We start from the raw sequence: 643 nt of genomic DNA on the forward strand, positions 1-643 counted from the left end.
GTGCTCGACGAGGCGACCGGCGTCTTCGCCGACCACACGAAGGTGCGGTACGCCGACTTCGCGGGGAAGTACTACCGCACCCGTGGGCCGCTCAACACGGTCGCCAGCCCCCAGGGACACCCCGTGGTCTGCCAGGCCGGCGGCTCCCCGGCGGGTCGCGACCTCGGCGCGCGCAACGCCGACACGCTCATCGCCTCGGCACCGGGCGTCGACGCCATGCGCGAGTACGTCGACGACATGCACCGACGGATGGTCGGGTTCGGCCGCGAGGAGACGGACGCGAAGATCCTGTTCCTCGTCGAGCCCGTGCTCGCCGACACCGACGACGAGGCCGAGGCGAAACAGGCCCGACAGCTCGCCGCCACCCGGGAGAACATCGACGCGCAGCTGGCGAACCTGTCGTACACGTCGGGGTTCGACTTCGCGCAGTTCGACCTCGACGAACCGCTGCCGGCGGATCTCAAGGGCAAGAGCAACGGGCACCAGAGCGTCATCGAGGCGTTCCTGGCGAAGGCCGACGGCAAGACGCTCCGCGAGGCCCTCCCCGCGCAGCGCGACACCACGGGATCGGTCCGGCTCGTCGGCAGCCCCGAGACGGTCGCCGACCAGATGGAGGAGGCGATCGCCGCCTCCGGCGCCGACG

1 protein-coding gene is annotated in these 643 nt (G+C 71.4%); it reads left to right on the forward strand.

What is annotated here, in order from left to right:
* Positions 1 to 643: LLM class flavin-dependent oxidoreductase (locus BIV01_RS02080; RefSeq protein ID WP_175473617.1), on the forward strand; the 643-nt coding region annotated here is incomplete at both ends.

Source organism: Curtobacterium sp. MCBA15_013 (genome assembly GCF_001865095.1).
In the GTDB taxonomy this organism is placed as follows: domain Bacteria; phylum Actinomycetota; class Actinomycetes; order Actinomycetales; family Microbacteriaceae; genus Curtobacterium.